The 22,206-nt window shown below is 67.1% G+C and carries 23 protein-coding genes, 2 tRNA genes and 1 pseudogene; 15 read left to right on the top strand and 11 right to left on the bottom strand.

The genetic code is table 11. The features are described from left to right. Positions 1-28: 28 nt before the first annotated feature. Positions 29-101, bottom strand: a tRNA-Lys gene (locus tag AWC25_RS14900). A gap of 395 nt (positions 102-496) precedes the next feature. Between AWC25_RS14900 and AWC25_RS14895 the strand changes: the two genes are divergently transcribed. Further along, positions 497-1,660, top strand: a complete 1,164-nt coding sequence (locus tag AWC25_RS14895) for a L,D-transpeptidase (RefSeq protein ID WP_244899524.1) — start codon at positions 497-499, stop codon at positions 1,658-1,660. Positions 1,661-2,034: 374 nt separating this feature from the next. Here the strand turns inward: AWC25_RS14895 and AWC25_RS14890 are convergent. Further along, positions 2,035-2,110: transfer RNA gene (locus AWC25_RS14890), tRNA-His, on the bottom strand. A 45-nt stretch (positions 2,111-2,155) separates the two neighbouring features. After that, on the bottom strand, positions 2,156-2,803 hold the full coding sequence (gene orn / locus AWC25_RS14885) for an oligoribonuclease (RefSeq protein WP_069398832.1): 648 nt from the start codon (positions 2,801-2,803) through the stop codon (positions 2,156-2,158). Between the two features lie 106 nt (positions 2,804-2,909). Here orn and AWC25_RS14880 point away from each other — a divergent pair, with 106 nt between their 5' ends. Further along, positions 2,910-4,478, top strand: a complete 1,569-nt coding sequence (locus AWC25_RS14880; protein WP_069398833.1) for a helicase HerA-like domain-containing protein — start codon at positions 2,910-2,912, stop codon at positions 4,476-4,478. A gap of 100 nt (positions 4,479-4,578) precedes the next feature. Here AWC25_RS14880 and cmrA read toward each other — a convergent pair whose 3' ends face one another. After that, positions 4,579-5,385 carry a mycolate reductase gene (cmrA, locus tag AWC25_RS14875; RefSeq protein ID WP_069398834.1) on the bottom strand — a complete coding sequence of 269 codons (807 nt, stop codon included), beginning with the start codon at positions 5,383-5,385 and terminating at the stop codon, positions 4,579-4,581. Between the two features lie 102 nt (positions 5,386-5,487). On the opposite strand from cmrA, the gene AWC25_RS14870 reads away from it, so the two are divergent. Further along, positions 5,488-6,825, top strand: a complete 1,338-nt coding sequence (locus tag AWC25_RS14870) for an MFS transporter (protein ID WP_085167021.1) — start codon at positions 5,488-5,490, stop codon at positions 6,823-6,825. Here the strand turns inward: AWC25_RS14870 and AWC25_RS14865 are convergent. The 4 genes from AWC25_RS14865 to AWC25_RS14850 all read right to left on the bottom strand — a co-directional run bounded on the left by AWC25_RS14865 (position 6,822) and on the right by AWC25_RS14850 (position 9,837). Next, positions 6,822-7,607, bottom strand: coding sequence for an MmpS family transport accessory protein (locus AWC25_RS14865; protein ID WP_069398836.1), 786 nt, complete (start codon positions 7,605-7,607; stop codon positions 6,822-6,824). The genes AWC25_RS14870 and AWC25_RS14865 overlap by 4 nt on opposite strands. A gap of 69 nt (positions 7,608-7,676) precedes the next feature. Further along, on the bottom strand, positions 7,677-8,321 hold the full coding sequence (locus AWC25_RS14860; protein ID WP_069398837.1) for an SACE_7040 family transcriptional regulator: 645 nt from the start codon (positions 8,319-8,321) through the stop codon (positions 7,677-7,679). A 62-nt stretch (positions 8,322-8,383) separates the two neighbouring features. Then, positions 8,384-8,875 (bottom strand): nuclear transport factor 2 family protein, encoded by a 492-nt coding sequence (locus AWC25_RS14855; RefSeq protein ID WP_069398838.1) that lies wholly within the window; start codon positions 8,873-8,875, stop codon positions 8,384-8,386. A 26-nt stretch (positions 8,876-8,901) separates the two neighbouring features. Further along, positions 8,902-9,837: an alpha/beta hydrolase fold domain-containing protein gene (locus AWC25_RS14850; protein WP_085167020.1), complete on the bottom strand. Its 936-nt coding sequence runs from the start codon at positions 9,835-9,837 to the stop codon at positions 8,902-8,904. A 268-nt stretch (positions 9,838-10,105) separates the two neighbouring features. On the opposite strand from AWC25_RS14850, the gene AWC25_RS14845 reads away from it, so the two are divergent. The 7 genes from AWC25_RS14845 to AWC25_RS14815 all read left to right on the top strand — a co-directional run bounded on the left by AWC25_RS14845 (position 10,106) and on the right by AWC25_RS14815 (position 18,067). Beyond that, complete coding sequence (locus AWC25_RS14845; protein WP_069398840.1) at positions 10,106-11,692, top strand: carboxyl transferase domain-containing protein; 1,587 nt, start codon at positions 10,106-10,108, stop codon at positions 11,690-11,692. Between the two features lie 5 nt (positions 11,693-11,697). Next, positions 11,698-13,704 (top strand): acetyl-CoA carboxylase biotin carboxylase subunit, encoded by a 2,007-nt coding sequence (locus tag AWC25_RS14840; RefSeq protein WP_085167019.1) that lies wholly within the window; start codon positions 11,698-11,700, stop codon positions 13,702-13,704. Further along, complete coding sequence (locus tag AWC25_RS14835; protein ID WP_069398842.1) at positions 13,701-14,867, top strand: acyl-CoA dehydrogenase family protein; 1,167 nt, start codon at positions 13,701-13,703, stop codon at positions 14,865-14,867. The genes AWC25_RS14840 and AWC25_RS14835 overlap by 4 nt, the downstream gene beginning before the upstream one ends. Further along, a complete protein-coding gene (locus AWC25_RS14830) occupies positions 14,864-15,373 on the top strand; it encodes a MaoC family dehydratase (RefSeq protein WP_069398843.1) in 510 nt (169 codons plus the stop codon). The genes AWC25_RS14835 and AWC25_RS14830 overlap by 4 nt, the downstream gene beginning before the upstream one ends. Next, positions 15,370-16,191, top strand: coding sequence for an HpcH/HpaI aldolase/citrate lyase family protein (locus AWC25_RS14825; protein WP_069398844.1), 822 nt, complete (start codon positions 15,370-15,372; stop codon positions 16,189-16,191). The genes AWC25_RS14830 and AWC25_RS14825 overlap by 4 nt, the downstream gene beginning before the upstream one ends. Positions 16,192-16,478: 287 nt before the next feature. Then, complete coding sequence (locus tag AWC25_RS14820) at positions 16,479-16,901, top strand: hypothetical protein (RefSeq protein ID WP_142278853.1); 423 nt, start codon at positions 16,479-16,481, stop codon at positions 16,899-16,901. Between the two features lie 269 nt (positions 16,902-17,170). Then, complete coding sequence (locus AWC25_RS14815; protein ID WP_085167018.1) at positions 17,171-18,067, top strand: bile acid:sodium symporter family protein; 897 nt, start codon at positions 17,171-17,173, stop codon at positions 18,065-18,067. A 3-nt stretch (positions 18,068-18,070) separates the two neighbouring features. Here the strand turns inward: AWC25_RS14815 and AWC25_RS14810 are convergent. Continuing rightward, positions 18,071-18,841, bottom strand: a pseudogene (locus AWC25_RS14810) (enoyl-CoA hydratase). 185 nt (positions 18,842-19,026) lie between these two features. Between AWC25_RS14810 and AWC25_RS14805 the strand changes: the two are divergent. From AWC25_RS14805 to AWC25_RS26850, 4 genes are all read left to right on the top strand, one after another. After that, positions 19,027-19,296 (top strand): YdeI/OmpD-associated family protein, encoded by a 270-nt coding sequence (locus AWC25_RS14805; protein WP_069398848.1) that lies wholly within the window; start codon positions 19,027-19,029, stop codon positions 19,294-19,296. 109 nt (positions 19,297-19,405) lie between these two features. After that, a complete protein-coding gene (locus tag AWC25_RS14800; protein WP_142278852.1) occupies positions 19,406-19,594 on the top strand; it encodes a hypothetical protein in 189 nt (62 codons plus the stop codon). 250 nt (positions 19,595-19,844) lie between these two features. Beyond that, on the top strand, positions 19,845-20,102 hold the full coding sequence (locus AWC25_RS26855) for a PNPOx family protein (protein WP_158089755.1): 258 nt from the start codon (positions 19,845-19,847) through the stop codon (positions 20,100-20,102). Further along, a complete protein-coding gene (locus tag AWC25_RS26850) occupies positions 20,099-20,341 on the top strand; it encodes a nitroreductase/quinone reductase family protein (protein ID WP_158089754.1) in 243 nt (80 codons plus the stop codon). The genes AWC25_RS26855 and AWC25_RS26850 overlap by 4 nt, the downstream gene beginning before the upstream one ends. Positions 20,342-20,351: 10 nt before the next feature. On the opposite strand, the gene AWC25_RS14790 is transcribed toward AWC25_RS26850, so the two are convergent. Beyond that, positions 20,352-21,044, bottom strand: coding sequence for a cutinase family protein (locus AWC25_RS14790; RefSeq protein ID WP_372513527.1), 693 nt, complete (start codon positions 21,042-21,044; stop codon positions 20,352-20,354). Positions 21,045-21,177: 133 nt separating this feature from the next. Next, positions 21,178-21,549, bottom strand: coding sequence for a DoxX family protein (locus AWC25_RS14785; RefSeq protein ID WP_069398852.1), 372 nt, complete (start codon positions 21,547-21,549; stop codon positions 21,178-21,180). A gap of 94 nt (positions 21,550-21,643) precedes the next feature. On the opposite strand from AWC25_RS14785, the gene AWC25_RS14780 reads away from it, so the two are divergent. After that, positions 21,644-22,150: a MarR family winged helix-turn-helix transcriptional regulator gene (locus AWC25_RS14780; protein ID WP_085167015.1), complete on the top strand. Its 507-nt coding sequence runs from the start codon at positions 21,644-21,646 to the stop codon at positions 22,148-22,150. Positions 22,151-22,206: the final 56 nt, after the last annotated feature.

Raw genomic sequence — 22,206 nt, 5'->3', positions numbered from 1 at the left:
CCTCGCCGGTGGGCGATCTCGAAGGAAGTGCGCCGTCAGGGTTTCGAACCCCGGACCCGCTGATTAAGAGTCAGCTGCTCTACCAACTGAGCTAACGGCGCCTCGGTCACCAGACCGCTTTGCGACAATAACAGGCGTTCTGCCGCAGCACGAAATCTCGGATCGCTTCCAGCGTAACCGCTGCGGCCGGCGGCGCTCATCAAGGCTTGACGATCGTCATGATGGCCGCCGCGGTCGTCAACTCGCGTGGCCAGCTGTCGCCGCGGCCCGCGCGGTGGCGGCGGCGGCGCGGCAGACTCGTGCCGGTCAACCGGCGTAGTCTTCGCGGCCGCGACACCCTGGCGGGCAACCCGCCGAAGTGGGCTTAAGGCGGCCGACATTGCCATTAGAATGCTGGCAACAATGCAGGGTCAGCGGTGACCGGACGTAACAGAATGATGTGGAAGGTCACTTGATGGGTCCTTTGCGCAGTAAACAATCGTGGCTGGCTATCGCCATGATTGTGTTTGCTGTGATTCCTGTGTTTGCTGTGGGGTGTAGTAGCAGCCATCCCGCCGCACCGGCGAAGGTCATTTTCGACAAGGGCACCCCATTTGCCGACCTGCTGGTCCCCAAGCTAACCGCCTCGGTCGCCGACGGAGCCGTGGGCGTCACCGTCGACTCGCCGGTGACGGTGAGCGTCGCCGACGGCGTGCTCGGCTCGGTCACCATGGTCAACGACAACGGCCGGACCATCAACGGCCAACTCAGCCCCGACGGGTTGCACTGGTCCACCACCGAGCAGCTCGGCTACAACCGCCGCTACACGCTGACGGTCAAGGCGCTCGGGCTGGGCGGCGCAGCGAGCCGCCAAATGACCTTTTCGACCAGCTCGCCCGCCCATTTGACGATGCCCTACGTCGCTCCGGCCGACGGCGAGGTCGTCGGCGTCGGCGAGCCGGTAGCCATCCGGTTCGACGAGAACATCGCAGACCGCGCCGCGGCGCAGAAGGCGATCAAAATCACCACCAACCCCCCCGTCGAGGGCGCGTTCTACTGGCTGAACAACCGCGAAGTGCGCTGGCGCCCAGAACATTTCTGGAAGCCCGGTACTACCGTCGATGTGGCGGTCAACACCTACGGGGTGGATTTGGGCGACGGGATGTTCGGCGAGGACAACGTCAAGACCCACTTCAGCATCGGTGACGAGGTGATTTCCACCGCCGACGACACCACCAAGATGGTGACCGTTCGGGTCAACGGTGAGGTGGTGAAGACCATGCCCACGTCGATGGGCAAGGACAGCACCCCGACGGCCAACGGCGTCTACATCATCGGCGGCCGCTACCGACACATCATCATGGACTCCTCGACCTACGGTGTTCCGGTGAACTCGCCCAACGGATATCGCACCGAAGTCGACTGGGCCACCCAGATGTCCTACAGCGGCGTCTTCGTTCACTCCGCGCCGTGGTCCGTCGGTGCACAAGGTCACACCAACACCAGCCACGGCTGCCTGAACGTCAGCCCGAGCAACGCCCAGTGGTTCTACGACCACAGCAAGAGCGGGGACATCGTGGTGGTCGTCAACACCGTCGGGCCGACCCTGCCCGGCGACGAGGGTCTGGGTGACTGGAACATTCCCTGGCCGCAGTGGAAGGCCGGCAACGCCGACACGTGACCGCGTCGCGCAGAAGCCGGTTGCGCCGCAGCGGATTACGTCCGGCCGCGCGGTAGCTGTCTAGGCGCAGACGAACAGGGGTTCGCAGACCACGGTGAACGTGCAGCCCGACGCGGCGGGGGCCGTGAACGCAAGCACCAGGGCGAGGACGACTTTGCACTTCAGACCAGACATGACCACTCCGTAGCTAAGTAATTTCGCGATAATACGCGATGCAGCAGCGGTGATAGGTGGCTGCCGGCAAATTTGGCGCATGCCTCGCGCGGGCGTCGGCGACCGGGCGGTCTTGGCATCGGCGCGCGGCGGCAACGTCCTTGCGCCGCAAGGCAATCGCCGAGCAAAAAAGGTCAGAGGGCGCTATGCCCTCTGACTTGTGGGGTGAGTGACGGGACTCGAACCCGCGACATTCAGGATCACAACCTGACGCTCTACCAACTGAACTACACCCACCATGGCTACTGCCGGCCGCAGCCTAACAAGCAGCGACTGTCGATACTAGCGGTTAGGTGGCTCGACGGCCGAATCAATTGGCTGTGGTGCGTCCTGTCCGTCCGTCAGATCGGCGGCGACCACCGCAATTTCGCTGGTAGATGGGCCCGGCAGCGGCACGAACGCGGTGCGGCGATAGAACTGTAGTTCGCGGATGGACTCGCGGATGTCGGCCAGCGCCCGGTGCGCCAGCCCCTTGGCCGGCTGGCCGTAGTAGATGCGGGGGTACCACCGACGGCAGAGCTCTTTGATCGAGCTGACGTCGATCATCCGGTAGTGCAGAAACGCGTCCAGGGCGGGCATGTCGCGGGCGATGAATGAGCGGTCGGTGGCGATCGAATTGCCGGCCAGCGGCGCCGTCTTGGGCTGCTTGACGTGCTCGCCGATGTAATCCAGCACCATCGCCTCGGCGGTGGCCAGGTCAACGGTGGACGCCCGTACCTCCTCGATCAGCCCGGAGCGGGTGTGCATGTCGGTGACGACCTCGATCATCGACGACAACGTCGCGTCGTCCGCGTGGATCACCACGTCGATGCCGTCGCCGAGAACGTTCAGATCCGCGTCGGTGACCAGGGCAGCGATCTCGATCAACTTGTCGGACTGCAAATCCAACCCGGTCATCTCGCAGTCGATCCACACCAATTCGTCGCGCACAGCGCTCAGCGTATGCCCATGTGGGGCGCTGCCCCCGCCGCACCCTGGCAAGTAGTGTGAGCCTTGCTGGACTTTGCAACTCCCAGGGGGGAGAGGGCGGGGCGCGATGAGTACCGAATCGGCGGGCGGGGCGGCGCAACGGATCGCGAGCGGTTACACCGTGGCAGGTCAGGCGCTGGGACTCGGGTCGGTTGTCATCGACGGCACCGCCGACCCCGCGGCGCAGATTCGCATCCCGCTGGCGACCATCAACAGGCACGGTCTGGTGGCCGGCGCGACGGGAACCGGCAAGACGAAAACCCTGCAGCTGATCGCCGAACAGCTCAGCGCCGTGGGGGTGCCGGTGTTGATGGCCGACGTGAAGGGCGATCTGTCGGGCCTGTCCCGGCCCGGCGCGGCCAACGACAAAACCGCCGCGCGTGCCCACGACACCGGCGACGATTGGGCGGCGACGGCGTTCCCCGTCGAGTTCCTGTCACTGGGTACCGGTGGGGCGGGGGTGCCGGTGCGGGCCACCATCGCCAGCTTCGGCCCGGTGCTGCTGTCGAAGGTGCTGGGGCTCAACGCGACTCAAGAGTCCACGCTGGGGCTGATCTTTCATTGGGCCAAGGAGAACGATCGTCGGCTGGTGACCCTGAGCGAGCTGCGCGCGGCCATCAGCCACCTGACGAGCGACGAGGGCAAGGCGGACTTGAAATCCCTCGGCGGAGTGTCGTCGACCACGGCGGGTGTCATCCTGCGGGCCCTGGTGAATCTCGAATCCGAGGGCGGCGACACGTTCTTCGGCGAGCCGAAGCTCGACCCGCACGATCTGCTACGCGTTGACGATCAGGGCCGGGGGATCATCTCGCTGCTCGAATTCAGCGGTCAGGCGCTGCGGCCGGTCATCTTTTCCACCTTCCTGATGTGGGTGCTGGCCGATCTGTTCACGGTTTTGCCCGAAGTCGGCGATGTCGACAAGCCGACGCTGGTGTTCTTCTTCGACGAGGCCCACCTGCTGTTCACCGACGCGTCCAAGGCGTTCCTCGAACAGGTCGAGCAGACCGTCAAGCTGATCCGGTCGAAGGGCGTCGGGGTGTTCTTCTGCACCCAGTTGCCCACCGACCTGCCCAACGATGTGCTCTCGCAGCTGGGCGCGCGCGTCCAGCACGCCCTGCGCGCGTTTACCCCCGACGACCAGAAGGCGCTCGCCAGGACGGTCCGCACCTACCCGAAAACCGATGTCTACGACCTGGAGTCGGCGTTGACCTCGCTGGGGATCGGTGAGGCCGTGGTCACCGTGCTGTCCGAGAAGGGGGCACCGACACCGGTCGCGTGGACGCGCATGCGGGTGCCGCGCTCGCTGATGGGCGCCATCGACGCCGAAGCAATGGCCGCCGCGGTGAAAGCCAGTGCGTTGCAAGCGAAATACGGCCAGACGGTGCAACAGCCCGCACCCCCGAAAGCGCCCGGAGCGACCAAGGCGCCCGCTCCGGAGCCCCGCGCTGAGCCCGATGTCCCGGCGCCGCCAACCGGCATCGACGTCGACATCCCGCCGATGCCGGAGCCCTACGAACCCAAGGGCCCGGCCATGTGGGAGGAAGTACTGAAGAACCCGACCGTGAAAAGCGGCATCAACACCGCGATCCGCGAAGCGGTCAAGAGCATCTTCGGTACCGGGCGGCGCCGCAAATAATTCTTAGCCCAGCGCCCGCGAATCTAACGGCATGGCGACATATCGCCCGGATCTTCGCCACCAGGTCAGGCTCGCGGTGATCGCCGAACGGCACTGCGTGTCAGCCGCCGCCCAGCTTCTTGTAGAAGCTGCCGACGATCGGCGCCACGATCGCGCGCGGGGCGTATCCGCTGCCCACCGACATCGCCTTTGAGGTCAACCCCGGAACGACGCGCATCTTGTTGCGCTCCAAGGCATTCAGCGACGCCCGCGCGGTGTGCTCGGTCGAAATCCACAGAAAGTCCGGCACCAGCCGCTCGACCAGCGAACGTTCCGCCTCGTCGGGCAGGTCGGTGCGCACCGGTCCGGGCGCCAGCAGCGTGACATGCACACCCGAGCGGCGCAGCTCCCCGCGCAATGACTCGCTGAACGTGTTGACGAACGCCTTCGAGGCGGCGTACGTCGCGTTGTAGGGAATTGGCGAATTGCCGGCCGCCGAGCCGGAAATCAAGATGCCGCCCGCGCCGCGTTCGACCATGCCCGGCAACACGGCCAGCGTAAGGTCGTGCACCGCCACGGCATTCAGCTGCACCTGAGCCTTTTCACCCGCCGGGTCCAGACCTGCCACCGGACCGAACGTTCCGGTGCCCGCGTTGGCGCACAAGATCGAGATGTTGCGGTCCGCCAACTCCTCGCACAGCTTGGCCCGCTCGGTGGGGTCGGCGAGGTCGGCCGGACGCACCTCCACCGTGACGCCGAACTGCTCGGTCAGCCGCGCGGCCAGGGCGTCGAGCAGCTCCTCACGTCGGGCGGTGACGATCAGGTTGTGCCCGCGCGCGGCCAATTCGGTTGCCAGCGCTGTACCGATGTTCTGCGACGCTCCGGTGACAACGGCGCGCGCATCTGGGCTGGGAGCGGGTACCGGCATGCCGCCAATCGTAGCCAGCCGTCCCTCTTCGCCCGACAACGACCACAGCAGCGGCGCGCCCGGACGCGGCGGCCGGCCGGACCAACAAATAGAGTGCCGGGAATGGGTCAGCCACAGCCGGGCACGAGCGTGATCGAGCGATCCCGGGTGGTGGCATGGGCGCTGTGGGACTGCGGATCCACTGGCCTCAACGCGATCGTGGCGACGTTCGTCTTCTCCGTGTACCTGACCAGCAGCGTGGGCGAGGGTCTGCCCGGCAAGACGACGCCGGAAAGCTGGCTGGGCCGGGCCGGGGCGCTGGCCGGGCTGACGGTCGCGGTGCTGGCGCCGCTGGTCGGCGTGTGGGTGGAGTCCCCGCATCGCCGGCGGGTGGTGCTGAGCGTGTTGACCGGACTGGCGGTCACCTTGACCGGTGCCATGTTTCTGATCCAGGACCGGCCCGGCTATCTGTGGGCCGGTCTGGCGTTGCTGGGCGCGACGGCCGCCTGCGGTGATTTGGCGAGCGTGCCCTACAACGCCATGCTGCGACAGCTCTCGACGCCGCAGACGGCCGGCCGGATCTCCGGCCTGGGGTGGGCCTCGGGCTACCTCGGCAGCGTCCTGCTGCTGTTGCTGATCTACACGGGCTTCATCGCCGGTTCCGGGTCGGGGCCCGGTGCGGTGCGCGGACTGCTGCACGTGCCCGTCGCCGACGGCCTTTACGTCCGGGAGGCCATGCTGGCGGCGGCGGCCTGGCTGGCCGTGCTGGCTTTACCTCTGCTCATGGTCGCGCACCGGCTGCCCGACACCGGCGAGGTGTACCGACCGACGACCATGCTGGGCGGTTACCGCAAGCTCTGGAGCGAGATCTCCGCGGAATGGAAGCGCGACCGCAACCTGGTCTACTTTCTGGGCGCCAGCGCGCTCTTCCGGGACGGCCTGGCGGCGATCTTCGCGTTCGGCGCGGTGCTGGGCGTCAACGTGTACGGAATCTCGCAGGCCAACGTGCTGATCTTCGGGGTCGCGGCCAGCGTGGTCGCCGCGATCGGTGCGGTGGCCGGCGGCTTGGCCGATCACCGGGTCGGGTCCAAACCGGTCATCGTCGGGTCGCTGATAGCGATCATCGCCATGGCGCTCACCATGATGGCGCTGTCCGGCCCGATCGCCTTTTGGGTGTGCGGGCTGGCGCTGTGCCTGTTCATCGGGCCGTCGCAATCCTCGGCACGGGCTCTGCTGTTGCAGATGGCCCACAACGGCCGGGAAGGGGTGGCGTTCGGCCTGTACACGATGACGGGCCGGGCTGTCGCCTTCGTGGCGCCGTGGCTGTTCTCGGTGTTCGTCGACGTCTTCGGCGCGGTGCGCGCCGGGCTGGGCGGCATCTCGCTGGTGCTGATCGCCGGGTTGCTCGCGATGCTGGCGGTCCGGGTGCCGCCGCGCCACGCGGTGGTCGACCAGCTCTAGCGTGCGGCGGAGTCGCAGACGGTGATGCCCGCCCCGACGCGCTGGCGCACCTGAACCCCGTCGATGGTGACGGTGCAGGTGACGTTGTGGCCGATGTTGATGATGGTGACGCTGGCCGGGTGCGCCGCGGACTGCGACAGGCTGACCTGCTTGCTCCACGGCAGCGCGACATTGAATTCGGTCTGGATCACGTCCCCGGTGTCCCAGTAGGTGACGCTGATCGCACGGCCTTCCCCGCTGACGTCGTAGACGACGTTTTGCATCGCGCCGGGGGTGGCCGACGGACCGGCCGAGCCGCTCGGCGGCGGCGCGGGCAGCACCGTTCGCGGCGACGTCCGTGTCGAGGGCGTGGACGTCGGGCTTGGTGCGCTCGATCCCGGCATGGCCGGCAGCGGCGGCACCGCCGTCTGCGTCTTGATCGCGCCGTTGGTCAGCACCAGCGCGATCAGCAGCGCGACGACAAGCAGTACCGCCGCGCCCGCGCCGATGAGCAACCAGCGCGGTGATCGCGGCCCGTCCGGCGGCGGGGGAGCCGTGCCGTCGGGTGCCGTGCCCGTCGGCGGCAGCTGATCCTGCCGCCAGTACGCGGGCAATTCTCGGGTGGGGTTGGTCTCGTTACGCGGCGCCCACTGCGGGTCGTACCCGCCGTAGCTGGGCGCGTAGGGCGTCTGGTCGGCGTACGCCGGATCCGCGAGTGGCGCATTCCGCGGGCCGATCGGCCCGGTCGGTTGGGACCACACGTCGGGGCGACCATGCCGGTCGGGTCGACGTGGATCGTTCATGTCCACCTCACAAATTGCAGGGTACCGAAGCGGGGCGCTCGGGCGGGGATTCGCTCGATCCTGCCCGGATCAGCCGCCCAGGTCTTCGGCCCCCAGCGCCGCAACGGTCATGGCCCGCATCACCGCGCGCGATCGCGCTGCACGGGCGGGCTTCTCCGTGGCCTTGATGCTGTGTGGTGTGGAGTTCAGCAGCCCGAACACGGCGTGCGCCGCCACCCGGGCGTCGGCCTCGGCCAGGACCGGATTCAGCTCGCGTAGCACCGCGACCCACACCTCGACATATTGGCGCTGCGCTCGGCGGACCTGCCGTTCGGCGGGCGCGGGCAGGTGTGCCAGGTCGCGGTCCTGGATGCGGATCAAGTCGGGCTCGGTGAAGGCGAAGTCGAGATGAAAGTCGATCAGGCCGCCCAGCGCGTCGACCGCATTTTCGTTGCGCGCGGTCACCTCCCGGGCCCCGGCGAGCAGCCGGGCGCTGATCCCGACCAGCAATTCGGCCAGCATCGACTCCTTGTTGGGGAAGTGCCGATAGATGGCTGGACCACTGACCCCCGCGGCGGCGCCGATGTCTTCGAGCCGGACCGCGAGGAAGCCCCGTTCGGCGAAAAGATGTTCGGCCGCGGCGAGCAGTTGTAGTCGCCGGTCGGACTTCAACCGGCTGCGGCGATTTGGGGTTTCGGGCTGATCGACTGCGCGATCCGGGCTGGACGCTGTCATGACGTTGCCTACGGCCGGAAGTTTCGGTTAATCATCACTAACATAGCACGAGTTATTCACGGTTAACCCAAATTGCGCAGGAATGCGGACACCTCCGTCACGTCGGCGATCGGCAGGTCTGCACCGATCAGCCCGAGCTGGCGCAGCACCGCGGCCTGGTCCCAGTACAGCCGCTCGCCGGCCATCAGGTCGCCGCGAAACTTCACCACTACCACCGCGGGCACCTCCACGGTTTTTCCGGTCGGTGCCAATCCCGGCAGCAGGAACGGCATGTCCCGGTCGTGGGTCATCCGCATGATGAACTCGTCGACCAAAACGTCGTCGCCCACCGACCGGGCGATCGGCTCGCTGCTGGTGTCGCGTGGAATGCCCGGGATGAACACGTCGGCGTAGTAGCGCCGCAGGTTCTCCTTGCCGGCACCGCCGCTCATCGTCGGCAAGTGCATGACGGTCGCGTCGTCGACCATGGTGGCGACCGCGAGATCGGCATCCTTCAGCTCGAACTCGCAGGACATGTGGTGTTCCCACAGGTCGTTCATCGCGTCGCGGTCCACGTGGCGTCCTTTGTCGGTGCGCGAGCCTAGGCGCACCGCAGCTGTTGGTGTATCCGGGAGCGCACGGCGCGGGCTTCGGGCAACCATGACGTCATGGCCCAGTCGTGGATCACGCCGGCGCGCAGATCGAAGGTGAACTCCGCATCCGGTGTGACGGACGATTTCTCTTGCAGCGCAATGGCATCGGGGGCGAGTATCTCGAGCGACCCGGCGTAGACGGCGGTCGGCGGAAGCCCGCTCAGCGATCCGTACAGCGGGCTGACCAGAGGATCGGTCAGATCCAGATCTGCCGCCCAGCGTGCGAAATTCGCCTTGAGCACATCGATGTTGAGGACCGGGTCGTTGACGAATCGGATGGCCGGGTTGCTCAACGAGGCATCGACGACCGGGGACAGCAGCACCATCCCGGCCGGGACGGTTTCGTCTCGCCGCACCAATTCCTGGACGGCGCTGAGTGCGATGCCGCCACCGGCGGAGTCGCCGTAGATGCTGACGTTGTCGGGTCCGTACTCGGCGACCAGTTCGGTGATCAGGTCGGCCATCTGCGGGACGACGGTGCCTGCGGTGCCCCGTGGCGCGAGCGGGTAGCAAGGCACCAGGACGGTCGCCCGGGTGTCGCGGGCGATTGCGGCGTAGTCACCCCAGTGCAGGACGGTGGCTTCGCAGACGAACGCGCCACCGTGTACCGCCAGCACGTTTTTGCCCGACAGCGATTTGCCTCGCAACGTCCACAGGTCCCAGCCGTGGAAATCGTGGTGCTGCACGGTCAAGCCCCGGGTCACCAATCGGGGTGGTTGACGAGAGGCCATCAACGCGTTGAGACCGGTACCCAGGTCGAGGCCGACCAGACCGGTGAGCGTGCGCCAGAAACCGAACGCCGGAGCGCTGATCCGGGCCTGCAACGACGGTCGCCCGGCGAAACCGGGTCGGGCGGCGGTCGTGTGCGGCGGCGATTCTGGCATGACTCCCTTTGCGGTGATTGTCTTTCTCGAACGCGACGCACGAGAGGCCGGACGACAGACCGGATGATTGAAATGTAGGAAATTTGGGCGCCTCGGGAAAGCAAACTCGTGTTGTCGTTTGACGATCGGTCCTGGGCCTGGGACCAATTCGTCCCTGGACGCGGCAATGCCGCCGATGGTATTCTCAGGTCCAGTTAATGGACATTAACTGAATTGATTCCGACGGCGAGGAGGCCGCTGCGGCGATGGACGAGCTGCTGGGGCAGTCATGAGCGCGCCCGCGAAGGCCGCACCGTCGTTCGTCGACGAGCACCGGCGGCTGGTCGGCGAACTGAACGCCAAGCTGGCCGCCGCGGCGCTGGGCGGCAACGAGCGCGCCAGGCAGCGTCACGTCAGCCGCGGCAAGCTGTTGCCGCGCGAGCGGGTGGACCGGTTGCTGGATCCGGGCAGCCCGTTTCTGGAGCTGACGCCGCTGGCCGCGAACGGAATGTATGACGACGAGTCCCCGGGTGCCGGCATCATCACCGGTATCGGGCGGGTGTCCGAGCGCGAGTGTGTGGTTGTCGCCAACGACGCAACGGTCAAGGGCGGCACCTACTATCCGATCACGGTCAAAAAGCACCTGCGCGCACAGGAGATCGCGCTGCAGAATCGGCTGCCCTGCATCTACCTGGTCGACTCCGGCGGCGCGTTTCTACCCCGCCAGGACGAGGTGTTCCCCGACCGTGAGCACTTCGGGCGCATCTTCTACAACCAGGCGACCATGAGCGCCAAGGGGATCCCGCAGGTCGCCGCGGTACTGGGGTCGTGCACGGCCGGCGGTGCGTACGTGCCGGCCATGAGCGACGAGGCCGTCATCGTCCGCGAGCAGGGCACGATTTTCCTCGGCGGCCCGCCACTGGTCAAAGCCGCAACCGGCGAGATCGTCTCGGCCGAAGACCTCGGCGGTGGAGACCTGCATTCCCGCGTCTCCGGAGTCACCGACCACCTCGCCGACGACGACGAACACGCGCTGCGCATCGTGCGTGCGATCGCGGCCACCTTCGGCCCCCGCGAGCCCAGCCCGTGGGAGGTGCGCCACGCGGTCGAGTCCAAGCACGCGCAGTCCGAGCTCTACGACGTCGTACCCCCCGATCCCCGGGTGCCCTACGACGTACACGAAGTGATCGTGCGGCTGGTCGACGGCAGCGAATTCGGCGAATTCAAGGCTAACTACGGCAAGACGCTGGTCACCGGGTTCGCACACATCCACGGCCACCCGGTCGGGATCATCGCCAACAACGGCGTTCTGTTCAGCGAATCCGCCCTCAAGGGAGCACATTTCATCGAGTTGTGCGACAAGCGCAACATCCCGCTGCTGTTCCTGCAGAACATCGCCGGCTTCATGGTCGGACGCGACTACGAAGCCGGGGGTATCGCCAAGCACGGCGCCAAGATGGTGACCGCCGTGGCCTGCGCCCGGGTGCCCAAGCTGACCGTGGTGATCGGCGGATCGTATGGCGCGGGCAACTATTCGATGTGCGGGCGGGCCTACTCACCGCGCTTCCTGTGGATGTGGCCCAACGCCCGGATCTCGGTCATGGGCGGCGAGCAGGCCGCCTCGGTGCTGGCGACCGTGCGTTCCGAGCAGCTCAGCGCGGCGGGCACACCCTGGTCGCCGGACGAAGAGGAGGCGTTCAAGGCGCCCATTCGCGAGCAGTACGAGGACCAGGGCAACCCGTACTACTCGACGGCCCGGCTCTGGGATGACGGCATCATCGATCCCGCCGAGACCAGAAGCTATGTCGGGCTTGCCCTTTCCGTGTGCGCCCAGGCGCCACTGGAACCCGTTTCCTACGGCGTCTTCCGGATGTGAATGCAGTGTTCGACACCGTCTTAGTGGCCAACCGCGGCGAGATCGCGGTGCGGGTGATCCGTACCTTACGTCGGCTGGGCATCCGGTCGGTCGCCGTCTACAGCGATCCCGACTCCGGCGCGCGACACGTTCGGGAAGCCGACACCGCGGTTCGGCTGGGCCCGGCCGCCGCCCGCGAAAGCTACCTCGATATCGACAAGGTGTTGGCCGCCGCGTCCCGCACCGGGGCCCAAGCGATTCATCCGGGTTACGGATTCCTCTCGGAGAACGCTCATTTCGCCGCCGCGTGCGAGCGCGCCGGCGTCGTGTTCCTCGGCCCGCCCGCGCGCGCGATCGAGGTGATGGGCGACAAGATCACCGCCAAGAACGCGGTCGCCGCCTTCGATGTGCCGGTGGTTCCCGGGGTGGCCAAACCCGGACTGACCGACGAGGAACTCGTCGCGGCGGCCGACCAGGTCGGCTACCCGGTATTGATCAAGCCGTCGGCGGGCGGCGGCGGCAAGGGCATGCGGCTGGTGCAAGACCCGGCCCGGCTGCTCGAAGCCCTGGCCGGGGCGCGCCGCGAGGCTGCGTCGTCGTTCGGCGACGGCACGCTGTTCCTCGAACGGTTCGTGTTGCGGCCCAGGCATATCGAGGTGCAGGTGCTGGCTGATGGCCACGGCAACGTGGTGCATCTCGGTGAACGTGAATGCAGCCTGCAGCGACGTCACCAGAAGGTCATCGAGGAGGCCCCGTCACCGCTGCTGGATCCACAGACCCGTGCGCGGATCGGGGCCGCCGCCTGCAACACCGCCCGCAGCGTCGACTACGTCGGCGCTGGCACGGTGGAGTTCATCGTCTCCGCCGAGCGGCCCGACGAGTTCTTCTTCATGGAGATGAACACCCGGCTGCAGGTCGAACACCCGGTCACCGAGGCGATCACCGGGCTCGATCTCGTCGAGTGGCAGCTGCGCGTCGGCGCCGGCGAGAAGCTCTCGTTCGGCCAAGATGACATCGAGCTGCGCGGCCACGCGATCGAGGCCCGGGTATATGCCGAGGATCCCGGACGCGGCTTCCTGCCCACCGGTGGGCGAGTGCTCGACGTGTTCGAGCCCGCGAGTTCCGTTGTGCGCGTGGACTCCTCACTGCTGTCGGGAACCGTGGTGGGCAGCGACTACGACCCGATGCTGAGCAAGGTGATCGCGTGCGGGGCCGACCGCGACGAGGCCCTCGCAGAGTTGGATCGGGCGCTGGCGCAGACGACGATCCTGGGCGTGCAGACCAATATCGAGTTCCTGCGGTTCCTGCTGTCCGACGCGCGGGTGCGGGCGGGCGACCTGGACACCGCGCTGCTCGAGGAACGGCTGCCCGACTTCAGCCCGCTCCCGGCGCCCGACGACGTGCTGGCCGCCGGCGGTCTCTATCGCCAGTGGGCGCTGGCCCGGCGCGCGCAGGGCAACCCATGGGCGCAGCCGAGCGGGTGGCGCGGCGGCGGATGCACGGCACCGGTGCGCACCGCGATGCGTACGCCGCTGCGCACCGAAACCGTCGCGGTGTGGGGCCTGCCGTCGGCCGCCGAGGTGCAGGTCGGCGACGGCCAAATCTTTTCGGCCACCATCGAAGTCGAGCGCCGTACTTGCACGGTGACACTGGATGGCCTGCGCAGCGAATACCGTTGGGCGCAGGCCGACCGCCATCTGTGGATCGCCGACGAGCGGGGAACATGGCAGCTGCGTGAGGCCGACGAGGTCAAGATCCACCGTGCGGCCGATGACCGGCAGGCGGAGATTCTCAGCCCCATGCCCGGCAGCGTGATTGCGGTGCAGGCGGACTCGGGCGCCGAGGTGTCCGAGGGTGATGTCGTCGTGGTCGTCGAAGCAATGAAGATGGAACACTCGTTGACCGCGCCGGTTGGCGGCCGCGTGGAGCTATTCGTGGCGGTTGGCGATCAGGTGACGGTTGACCAGGTGCTGGCCCGCCTGCTCCAGACTCCGAACAAGGCTCCGAAAAAAGCAAGGAATGAAAGATCATGACGACAACCATTCCCGCGGGCACGTTACCCAACGAATATGAGGAACTCCGCAGCACCGTCGCCGACTTCGCGCGAACCGTCGTCGCTCCGGTGTCGGCCAAACACGATGAGGAGCACAGCTTCCCGTATGAAGTTGTCGCCAAGATGGGCGAGATGGGGTTGTTCGGGCTGCCGTTCCCGGAGGAGTACGGCGGCATGGGCGGCGATTACTTCGCCCTGGCGCTCGCGCTCGAGGAGCTCGGCAAGGTCGACCAATCGGTGGCGATCACCCTCGAAGCCGGTGTGGGACTGGGTGCGATGCCGATCTACCGGTTCGGCACCGAGGAGCAGAAGCAAAGGTGGCTGCCCGATCTGGTCGCGGGGCGGGCGCTGGCCGGGTTCGGGCTGACCGAGCCGGGCGCGGGTTCCGACGCCGGCAGCACCCGCACCACCGCGCGGCTGGACGGCGGCGAATGGGTGCTCAACGGCGCCAAGCAATTCATCACCAACTCTGGCACCGACATCACCTCGCTGGTTACCGTCACCGCGGTGACCGGCACGGTCGGCGAAGGCAAGAAAGAGATTTCGACCATCGTCGTGCCCAGCGGCACACCGGGATTCACCGTCGAGCCGGTCTACAACAAGGTCGGCTGGAACGCTTCGGACACCCACCCGCTGACCTTCGCCGACGCGCGCGTCCCCAGGGAGAACCTGCTGGGAGCTCGCGGAACCGGGTACGCGAACTTCCTGTCGATCCTCGACGAAGGGCGCATCGCGATCGCCGCGCTGGCCACCGGCGTCGCACAGGGGTGCGTGGACGAGAGCGTCAAATATGCCAAGGAGCGGGAATCGTTCGGTAAGCCGATCGGTTCCTACCAGGCCATCAGCTTCAAGATCGCGCGGATGGAAGCCCGGGCCCACGTCGCCCGGACCGCATACCACGATGCCGCGGCAAAAATGTTGGCGGGCAAGCCTTTCAAGAAGGATGCTGCCATCGCGAAGATGATCTCCTCGGAGGCCGCGATGGATAACGCCCGAGATGCCACCCAAATCCACGGCGGGTACGGCTTCATGAACGAGTATCCGGTGGCCCGGCACTACCGCGACAGCAAGATCCTCGAAATCGGGGAAGGGACCACCGAAGTGCAGCTCATGCTCATCGCACGATCGCTGGGCCTGTCGTGACTTCGGCCGGGCAAGGCGGCAAAGCCGTCGTCCAGCGTGGCTTGTGGTTCGAGGAGTTCGAGATCGGCACGACCTACCTGCACCGGCCGGGCCGCACCATCACCGAGGCCGACAACGTGCTGTTCACCACGCTGACCATGAACACCCAGTCGTTGCACCTCGACGCGGCCTGGGCGGCGCAGCAGCCGGGCTTCCGCGGTGAGCGGCTGGTCAACTCGATGTTCACCCTTTCGACGCTCGTCGGGCTGTCGGTATCGCAGTTGACGTTGGGCACCATCGTGGCCAACCTCGGTTTCTCCGAGGTCTCGTTCCCGAAGCCGGTGTTCCACGGCGACACCCTGTACGCGGAAACCGTCTGCACCGCTAAGCGCGAGTCGAAGAGCCGCCCGGGCGAGGGCATCGTCACCCTCGAGCACACCGGTCGCAACCAGCACGGCGACGTCGTCGCCCGCGCGGTGCGAACGACGCTGGTCCAGAAGCGCCCGAGCAACCAGGAGGCCGAGTGAATCTGCAAGCCGCGGGCCCCGCGTGGCTGTTCTGCCCGGCCGATCGGCCCGAGCGCTTCGCCAAGGCCGCCGCCGCTGCCGACGTCGTCATCCTCGACCTCGAGGACGGCGTGGCCGAAGCGGACAAGCCCGCCGCCCGCAAGGCGTTGCAGGAGACCCCGCTGGACCCGGAGCGCACCGTGGTCCGGGTCAACGCGGCCGATACCGCCGACTATGCCCGCGACCTCGACGCGTTGGCCGGCACCGCGTACACCGCGGTGATGCTGTCCAAGACCGAATCCGCCGCGCAGGTGACCGCCCTGGCGCCGCGCGCCGTCATCGCGCTGCTGGAGACCCCACGCGGCGCGGTGTTCGCGACCGAAATCGCCGCGTCACACAACACGGTGGCGCTAATGTGGGGCGCCGAGGACCTGGTTGCCGCCCTCGGTGGCAGCTCTAGCCGCACGGCCGACGGCTGCTACCGGGACGTCGCCCGGCACGTGCGGTCGACGGCGCTGCTCACCGCGAACGCCTTCGGTCGGGCTGCGCTCGACGCCGTGCACCTGGACATCCCAGACCTCGACGGGCTTCGAGCCGAGGCCGAAGACGCGGCGGCGCTGGGTTTCGCCGGTACCGTGTGCATTCATCCCACCCAGGTTGCCGTGGTGCGCAAGGCTTTTCGCCCGACCGAGGAGAAGCTGGACTGGGCGCGCCGGGTGTGGGCGGCGGCGCGGGACGAGCGCGGCGTGTTCGCGTTCGAGGGCCAAATGGTGGACTCGCCGGTGCTCAAGCATGCGGCAACACTGCTGCGCCGTGCCGGCGAATCCGTTCCGCGCTGAGGTTCGCTACGCCGGCGGTCGGGCTCCACGGGACGCGGTGGAAAACCGTTAATATTCGCCGGTCCACTCTGCGAATTTATGACGTTGGAGTTACCGTGATGTTTCTGCGCTGCCGTCGCCCCGTGGAGATGTTGCGGTATTGCGCAACGGGCCTTTTCGGGTGTTTACAAGATTGCAAAAGAGCAGAAACGTATGAGAATGCCGAGACCGCGAAACTGTCGTAATCTTTGGTCGACCACATCACAGTTGCTCGCTGCACTGACTGGCTGTACGGAAGGAACAAGAACATGACCATCGCGCGGGCCTTTGCCGTAACCGCTATCTGCGCCGGTTTGGCTGTCGGTTCAGCAGGCGCAGCGTGGGCCGACACACCGACGATGAGCGGGTCGTACACCGAGACCGTCACGACGCCGAGCGGTCACTCCATCGACAACAGCTGGTCGGTCAACTCCTGCGGCAACGGGTGCCTCTGGATCAAGGCCGGATTGGGCGCCAGCCAGGCGCGATTGGTCGACGGTCAATGGGTGATGGACACCATGAGCAACGTGAGTTGCCCGGACGGTGGGTACACCCTCTACGGAACTAGCACCCACACCGTGTGGGATCCCAACACCCTGACCGGGACGTCCGCACACACCTACATCACGGGAGCCTGCGGCAACCCGCCGGGCTTCACCCAGGTCGACCAGATCACCATCAAGGCCGACTAAAACCGATCCGCTCAAAGCCCCTGAGTCTGTGGGATTCGGGGGCTTTGAGCCGTTAGCTGACAACAAATTGTTCCCGATAGCCTCACGGTGATTCGCGGGCCTGTTTTTCGTGATCCGAGCGCGCCGTCGCTGGAAGAGGCCGGGCGGCCGGGTCCAGTGCAGTGGCGGCATATTGCCCGTCCTCGGGCCGGACCGCTGCGACATAAGGCAAGCTGACTATTCGCGCCGATCAATCCGACGGCCAGCGCGCGACGACATCGTGGAGCGTTATGGGCAACCAGTACTTCCCGTTGGTTGCTGCCGTGGTCATGCTTGCCCTCGGGCTAACACTGTCCGTCGATGACTTCAAGCGGGCCGCCACGCTGCGGCGGCCGCTGGCGGTGGCGCTGGTCTGCCAGGCCCTGGTGCTGCCCATCCTGTGTCTGTTGATCGCCGAGGCCTTCCACCTCGAGCCGCAGCTGGCGGTCGGGCTGATGCTGATGGCCGCTACTCCGGGCGGGACGATGGCCAACATCTTGAGCCATCTGTTCAACGGAGATCTGGCGCTCAACCTCACGCTGGCGGCCATCAACGCCGCGCTGTCGGTGTTCACCCTGCCGGTCATTCTGGCGGCGTCGATGACCTGGTTTCTGGGGCAGGGGCGCTTCATCCCGTTGCAGGTGGACAAGTTCTTTACCGTCTTCGCTCTGGTGCTCATTCCCACCGCGATCGGCATCGCGATCCGCCATCGTCTTCCCGGCCTCGCGCGGCGCTTGCAACGTCCCATCAAGGTCGTCGCCGCGGCGCTGCTCGTCTTGGCGGTCGTGGCCGCTCTCGCCGGGGGCCGGACGACGCTGTGGCACAACGTCGGTGTGCTCAGCGGGGCGGTCGTGTCCTTCTGTGCGGTCAGCCTGGCCGTCGGCTACCTGGTGCCGCGGGTGATGCGGCTGGGCGCACCCCAGGCGACCGCCGTCAGCCTGGAGATCGGGCTGCACAATGCCGTGGTGGCGCTGAGCGTGGCCCTGAGCCCACAGCTTCTCAATAGCGCTGAAATCGCAACTCCCGCAGCGGGTTACGGTGCGCTGGCGCCGTTCGTCGCCGTGGCGTTCGTCGTGACCGCAGGCAGGGTGGACCCAGGGTCTCGGGTCAAGGGCCCGGCCGGGGTGGTGAGCGAACCCCGCGGCTAGGCGCTACTTGCGACGCGCCGCGGCCAGCCGCTCGGCGAACTGCGGTGACTGGATGGAGGACACCTGCGGCCCCAGCTCGGTACGCATCGCGAATGCGTGCTGCTCGTTGTCCAGCGATCCGGGACTGGCCGTGGCGCGCATGCTGGCCTTGGTGGCCAGCACCACCTCGCGCGGCGCCGATGCGGGTCCGGCGGCCAGCTACAACGCCGCGGCCACCGGATCGTCGGCAATGCTGAGCGCCAGCCCGTACCGCACGGCACTGTCGGCGTCGAAGCGCATGCCGAGCAGTAGGGCCGCGCGCGCGACCTGCGGGCCGACCGCCCGGTGCAGCATCCAGGTCGCGCCGCCGCCGGGATGCAACCCCAGCTTCTGAAACCGGGGGTCGAACAGTGCGCCCGGCCCGGCGATGCGCACGTCGGCCGCCAGCGCCAGGTTCAACCCGGCGCCCACCGCGGCGCCATTGACGGCCGCGATGGTCGGCAGCGTGCAACTGCCCACGGCCATGAACCCGTCGTAGAGCTGCTGCAGACCCGATTCCGCGGCACCGGTCCCCGCGGCGCCCAGCGCGCTGAGGTCCGCGCCGGCGCAGAACGCCTTGCCCGCCCCGGTGATGACGAGGGCGTGCACGTGCGGGTCGGCTTCGGCCCGTTCGACGGCCGCGCGCAGCTGCGCCGAGCTCTCACCCGTCAGCGCGTTGCGCCGGTCCGGGTCGTTGACCGTGATGAGCGCGACGCGATTGTCCACGCGGAGCAGGACGAAATCGGATTGGGCCATCGGGCACCTCCGGGTCGGCGACGTCAGTGGGCGAGCTAAAGGCTACTTGGCGGTCGGACGTTAACCCGCCCGCGCAGGTTCAACCGTGTTCGCTGCGGTCCGCGGCCATGCGCGACGCCGCAGCCACCCGACGACCTGGTGCGGCAGTACACGCTGGGTTCCTGACCGCCCGCTAATCTGGCCGAATGGCCAGCCAACGCATACCCGGCGGGGTGGTGCACGAGTTGCCCGCGGACCTGCGCGAGGCATTGATCGGCAACCCGACCGCCTTTGCCGCCTGGAAAGACATCACACCCCTGGCGCGCAACGAGTTCATCTGCTGGGTCGAGGACGCCAAGCAAGAGGCGACCCGGCGGCGGCGCATTCGGCGGACTCAGGAAGAGCTGCAGGAAGGCCAGCGCCGGCCGTGTTGCTGGCCGGGCTGCAAGCACCGGGAACGCACCGGCAGGCCGTAGCTGCTCCTCGAGTTGCGCTCCACGGTCTGCTATTTCAGGCTGGGGAATGGCCGGTGCGTGCAAACTCATTTCCCACCTCATCCGGCCGGCACTGATTACTGCCGCGATCGTGATGGCTCGGGATACGGCGACGGCCCGCGCTGCACCACCCGAGGTGGTGCCGATGGAATGCGGTATCACGTGGACGATGGTCGGGAAAACGATCATCGTCGTGCCGGACTGCGCACATCCGGTGCCGGGCGGACCGCCGCCGTATCCCGAGCCGCCGCCCGATACCGGCGCGCCCCCACCACCGTGAGTGGCAGCCCCGCGTTGCAGGTTTGCTTTAGTCCGCGCCCTCCGGGATCGTTGTCGACCGGGTACCCGTAATCAATATCATCTTGAGTGAATTCGGCTGTCACGCCGCGATTTTCGATTGTCGAGCGCTGTTCGCCGCATAGTGGCACCGCAAGGAGATTGTGATTTAAGTTGTGTCCCAAGGAGATTCGGTTCGGCAGCGGTCGTTGTCATGGGGTTCGGCGCGGTGAACCCGGTTTACCATCCCAGATGTGCATATTCCCGAGGTGGTACCGGCCAGCTCCCTCGCCCGCCGTGTGGTCACGCAACTGGCCACATCGCCGTTGGGCATCTGGGTGATGCGCAACATCGCCCCGCGCCTCGATCCGGCCCTGCTCCGGTGCAGCGGCGGCCGGTTGTCGATGGTCACACCGTTTCCGGCATTGTTACTCACCCACACCGGCGCCAAGTCCGGAATTCGGCGTACCTCGACGGTGGTCTACTTCACCGACCGGGGCGGATCATCGTGATCGCCTCGAACTTCGGCGCTACCCGTCACCCGGCCTGGTATCACAACGTCAAGGCCCACCCGGAGGTGACGATCGAGGCGGGTCGATTCAGCGGCCGCTTTATCGCCGAGGATGTCACCGGCACGGAGCGCGACCGGTTGTTCGGCCTCGCCGGCGGAGCGACATCGCCGTACGGCACATACCAGGACACCGCGGGATCCAGACTCATTCCGGTGCTGGCGTTCACCCCCGCCAGCTGAACCGTCTGCGTCACAGCCGGCCGGCTACGAAAGTTGCTGCCTGACTTGGCATTCCGGATTGCGCATAGGAACGCGCGACCGGCGAAAACAGCTCGTCGTGCGATGGCAGCGCCAGTGGTCCACCGGGCGTGCACACCGGATCGCCGGTGGCGCACAGGTCGATGGCCTTGGCCCCGTACCAGGGACTGACCTCGCTCACCGGCGCCCCCAGGTAGCGGTCCGACGGGTTGCCGAACAGCGCCAGCGCGGCGACGTGGTCCGCCTCGTCCGCGGTGAGGATGTCGGGGATCAGCCCCGCGATAGGGGCCCGGGCGATGGTGGCCAGATCGATTGCCATGGCGCCCAACGAAGTTCCGCCCAGCACCAGCTTCGTGTTCGGACAGTCGGCGACCATCGACCGCACGTGGGAGTGCACGTCGCTGCCTCCAGCGGAGGCCGACGGCGCGAAATTGTCGTCGGCCGGGTAATTGACCGCGTACACCCCAACGGTGCGACCGCCCACCTGCGAGCGCAGCGAATCGACGAATTCTTGGCCGGCCGCACCCACGCCGGGCGCCTCGTCGGTGGCACGAGCGAAGGTCACCTCGACGTCGGGGCACGTTGCGGCGGACGCGGGGACGGCCGCGATGGACAGGTTCAGCAGGGTCGCGCATGCTGCCGCTGCTGCGACACCCCACGGACCATCGAGTCGGCGTGCAATCACGCTCCCATGCTGACATATCGGACGGCGAAACTAAGGGTGGCCTTACCAACGGGGTGGCCCATTTCACCCGTTTGAGCCCTCGTCCGGAACGTAGCGATAACGGCGGGTGACGTCGTGGTGAACGAGGTGGGCGTCAGAAGGCGTAGGGACCGAACCTGCCCCACGCGACGACGGCCGCCGCCACCAGAAGGACCGCCGGCGCCAGCAGGGCCGCGTACTCGGCGCGGCGGACATGGACGACGATCGCACCGACCATCACGATCCCCAGGCAGGTGGCCGCCACCGGCACGAGGACGGGCGCGATGTGCACGATTGCCGGCAACACCACGCCGATAGCGCCCAACACTTCGGCGGCTCCCAGCGCCTTCACGGATCCGGCGGAAAGCTCGTCGAGGTTCATGCCGCGGTCGGCGAGCGCCTTTTTGGAGAAGCCCAGTTTCATCCCGCCGGCGCCGGCGAAAGCAACGGCCAAAATGCCTTGCAGGATCCACAACGTGACGTTCATCCGGTCGCCTCCGCGGTCAGTTGACGCTTCAAGCCAATGGTGAAGACAACCTAGCCCGCTTCAGTTGAAGCGTCAAGTCATCTAGGGTCGGAGTATGGCCAAGGGGACACAGTGGTTAACCGACGCGGAGAGTGCTGCGTGGCTGGAGCTGGTGCGCGTCCTGTTCACGCTGCCCGCGGCGCTCAACGCGCAACTTCGGCGGGATGCCAGCCTGAACCAATACGAATACCGGGTGTTGGGTGTCCTCGCCGAACAACCCACGCGGATGCTGGGGATGAAAGCGCTGGCGGTGGTGACGAATGGGTCGCTGTCCCGGCTGTCGCACGTCGTCAAGCGCCTGGAGGCCGCCGGATATATGCGTCGCCAGCCCAACCCCGACGACGGTCGTCTCACCGATGCGATCCTGACCGACAAGGGTTTTGGCAAGGTGAGCGCCGCGGCGCACGGTCACGTCGCGGCCGTGCGTACCTATGTCTTCGACAGGCTTACCACCGATCAGGTTGCCCAGCTGACCGATGCGTTGCGGCGCATCGCGCCCGACGTTGCCCTGCCTGCCGACGCCGGTTGCCCGGCCGCCGGCAACCCTGCGCCGGGGTCGTGACGGGTCCGTTGGAGGTGGTCAGGGTTGTCCTCGACGTCTCCTCGTCGTCTCCTCGT

Source organism: Mycobacterium sherrisii, assembly GCF_002102355.1.
GTDB classification, from domain to species: domain Bacteria; phylum Actinomycetota; class Actinomycetes; order Mycobacteriales; family Mycobacteriaceae; genus Mycobacterium; species Mycobacterium sherrisii.
This window is presented reverse-complemented; position numbering and strand designations above follow the sequence as displayed.